The sequence below is a fragment of the Streptomyces sp. PT12 genome, assembly GCF_003311645.1.
Classification (GTDB): domain Bacteria; phylum Actinomycetota; class Actinomycetes; order Streptomycetales; family Streptomycetaceae; genus Streptomyces.
Genome location: NZ_QEST01000187.1, coordinates 1 through 2,879 on the forward strand (window position 1 = coordinate 1; position 2,879 = coordinate 2,879).

The 2,879-nt window shown below is 68.5% G+C and carries 3 protein-coding genes; all 3 read right to left on the reverse strand.

The features are described from left to right. Positions 1-63: 63 nt before the first annotated feature. The 3 genes from DEH69_RS22390 to DEH69_RS22400 all read right to left on the reverse strand — a co-directional run bounded on the left by DEH69_RS22390 (position 64) and on the right by DEH69_RS22400 (position 2,742). Positions 64-357, reverse strand: coding sequence for an ATP-binding protein (locus DEH69_RS22390; protein WP_113688804.1), 294 nt, complete (start codon positions 355-357; stop codon positions 64-66). Further along, entirely contained in the window at positions 354-1,982 is a 1,629-nt protein-coding gene (gene istA, locus DEH69_RS22395; RefSeq protein ID WP_113688805.1) for an IS21 family transposase, read from the reverse strand. Before istA ends, DEH69_RS22390 begins: the two co-directional genes overlap by 4 nt. A 487-nt stretch (positions 1,983-2,469) precedes the next feature. Further along, the gene (locus DEH69_RS22400) at positions 2,470-2,742 is read right to left on the reverse strand and encodes a hypothetical protein (RefSeq protein WP_113688806.1); all 273 of its coding nucleotides are present in this window, start codon (positions 2,740-2,742) and stop codon (positions 2,470-2,472) included. Positions 2,743-2,879 lie beyond the last annotated feature (137 nt).

A 2,879-nucleotide genomic window follows, 5' to 3' on the forward strand; every position in this document is an offset into this window, starting at 1 on the left:
CAACCAACAGGACTCTCGACAAGCCCTATCGTTGCAGGTCAGGAGCACTTCTCGCTTTTATGATCAAGCTTCGGGCAACCCACCTCGTGAAAGCACGAGGCTAACCAGCCGGAGTTTCTTGCGTTCCTCGCGCTGATGGCACTCGGCTTCCAGGAGATCGGCGAGGAAGTCCTTGTAGGTGGCCTGTTCTTTGAGCGCGGCGGCGGCGATGTCCTCGTAGCGGTCGCGGATGGTGGGCAGGTGCAGGGTGCGGCAGGCTTCGTCGATGACGGTCTCGACGGCGCCCTGGGCGGAGGTGTCCGCCCGGGGCTTGGGAATCTTCTGGTGGGAGGGGTCGGTGAAGAGGGGGGTGGTCATGCTGTGCCTTTCGGTCGGCGGGTCAGCAGCTGGTCATAGATGTCCACCGAGGGCGGCGGACGGGTATCCGCGGGCAGCGGGACGCTGCGGACAGGCAGGGACACGACGTGGTCGCCGTGCTCGTCCCAGGGCGGGTTCTCCTCGTCTGCCGGTTCCTTCTCCCGGGCCTCCGCGGCGGCTTTGCGGGCTTCGATGGCGACCACGTCGGGGCTGGTAGAGCCGGCCGTGAGCGAGGCGGTGATACCCGCCAGGACCACATCCGCGGGCAGGCGCCGGTGCAGCAGCAGCACCTCGATCAGCGCACGGGTTCCGGCCGCGTCACCGTGATCGGTCCGGGCCTGGGCCCAGAACGCCTCGTGGACCGAGGTGAAGGAGCCTTCGGCGCGTGCGGTGGCCAGCGCGGTCGAACCCGCCATGGCGCCGGGCTTGGCCAGCAGGATCTCCAGGTAGTGGTCGAGTTCGTCGCGATAGTCGTAGCGCTTGGTCAGCCGCGGATGCCGTGCGACGACCTTGCGCCGGTCGAAGACCAGCAGCTCGTTGCCCCGCAGGAGGACTCGCACCCGCTGGCCGATGAACCGCGCCGGCACCGAGTAGTGGCACTGCCGCACGGTGATCCGGCTGGAGCGGTCGACTTTCGGGGTCATCGTGATCCCGCACTCGAAGTCCTCGTCCGGCAACGGGGCGAGTTCTTCGGCCTCGATGGTGAAGTTGAAGCCGATCGTCGTGAGCTTCCCGCGCAGGACGCGTTCGTCCTCCTCCGCGTCGATCTTCTCGATCCTGGCGTTCAGCTCCTCCAGCGAGGCGACGTCCGGGACTGGGACCAGATGGGTGCGGCGGAACCGGCCGCCTTCCTGCTCAACTCCGCCTTTCTCATGAGCGCCTTCCTCGCCAGGGATGCAGTAGAAGGCGTCGAAGCCGTAGTGGGCGCGGAATGCGGTCCACCGCTCGGACTCCACCCGGTTGCGGCCGGTGCAGACCTGCCGGACCGCCGGCTTCAGGTTGTCGTAACGGATGTGCCTGGTCGGGACCCCGCCCAGCACCTTGAACGCCTCGACGTGGCCCTCCATGAACGCCTCCTGGGCCTGGGAGGCGAACACCCGGTGGACGGCCTTGCCTGAGTGGGACAGCCGCAGCGTGAACAGGTTGCACTTCACCACCACCCCGGCCAGACGCACCCACACGTCAGCGAAATCGACCTCGGCCTCTTCACCTGGCAGGTGTATCTGCGGAACGACACCGTCCATATGCTCACGCCCTTCACGGGCCTCCACCGCGATCTGAAGTCGGCGCCTGCCCACGTAGTCACAGACCGTCGAGTACGACGCCGCGTCGAACCCGTACTCCTCCGCCAGGCGCTGGTGGATGCGGCGGGCGGTGTGCTTCTGCTTGCGCGGCGAGGACAGGTCCTCCCACAGCATTGCGTCGATCCACGCCTTCGCCGGGTCCAGCACCGTCGCCCGCGGCTTGTGCGCCTTGCGCGGAGGCGGCACCGCTGACCGAAGCGCCTGGCGAACAGTCCGACGGTGAACCCCGTACTTCTCCGCCAACGCACGCTGCGAGACCCCGGGATCAAGACGCTTGTCCCGACGGATGTTCGCAAACAGATCAACCCGCGATGAGCCCATCCGGCCTCCCGACACGACCGTGAACCGACCGACACGGCCTCCGACATGACCGTGAACGACGGACCACACCCTGACGTCGCTGGACAGGCGGCCTACCGGATTCACTCCAACGTGGGCATGTCGCACATCTCGGGTGGTGGGGCCAAAACAACTTGTTACGCCCAGTGGGGCCACTTCACGTTGCCACGGTGGAGCCCACAGAAGTGCTTACAGACAACCGGCCCCTCACCGCTCGCCGGGGCACACGCCGGGACATCGTGGGTCCGAAATATCTTTACTGGCTCAAGGGGCGCGCCTACCGGCGCGCCGGGCGGCCCCCGGCCGCCCCCGGCCGGGCATGCGGCCTCACGGCCGGTCCCGGCCGAGCGGCCAGGCCGCCGACAGAGCCCGGTGGGGCCCGCCGTCGGAGGCTCGCCGCAACGTGGCTGCGTGACGCCTCGGGGGCCGCTCGCCCCGGCGTTCAGCGGGTTCGGATCGTCTGCCTCCGCTACCGCGCGGTGCGCTGGCGGCGCGTTCCCTCGTACCGTCTCGGGCGGGGCGGGATAAAGCCGGGGAGCTGGGAGATGTGGCGGCTGGCCCACAGGACGGTGAAGCAGCCCATGTGGAACGACTCGCCCCCCGCGAAGTGCAGCAGCTTGCCGCCGCTGGCGAGCGCGCTCATGTCGCACACGGTGTAGGGCCGTCCGCCAACGACCAGCTGGTCGCCGACCCGGACCGTGGCGGCGGTGATCTCGATCGCGACCATCCCGGTGGGGTTCATCGCGCCATCACCGCCAGGGCGATGACGATGACGAGGGCGCATCCCACGACGACCTGGGCGACGATCTCCGCCCGCGACGGCTGGGGTGGGCGGAGGGCTGTCTCCCAGAAGGAGCGGGGCCGTAAGCCGGGTGGGTC

Excerpts from the sequence above, each read along its gene's own strand:
- DEH69_RS22390 (WP_113688804.1), bottom strand. The coding sequence starts at position 357 with ATGACCACCCCCCTCTTCACCGACCCCTCCCACCAGAAGATTCCCAAG.
- istA (WP_113688805.1), bottom strand. The coding sequence starts at position 1,982 with ATGGGCTCATCGCGGGTTGATCTGTTTGCGAACATCCGTCGGGACAAG.
- DEH69_RS22400 (WP_113688806.1), bottom strand. The coding sequence starts at position 2,742 with ATGAACCCCACCGGGATGGTCGCGATCGAGATCACCGCCGCCACGGTC.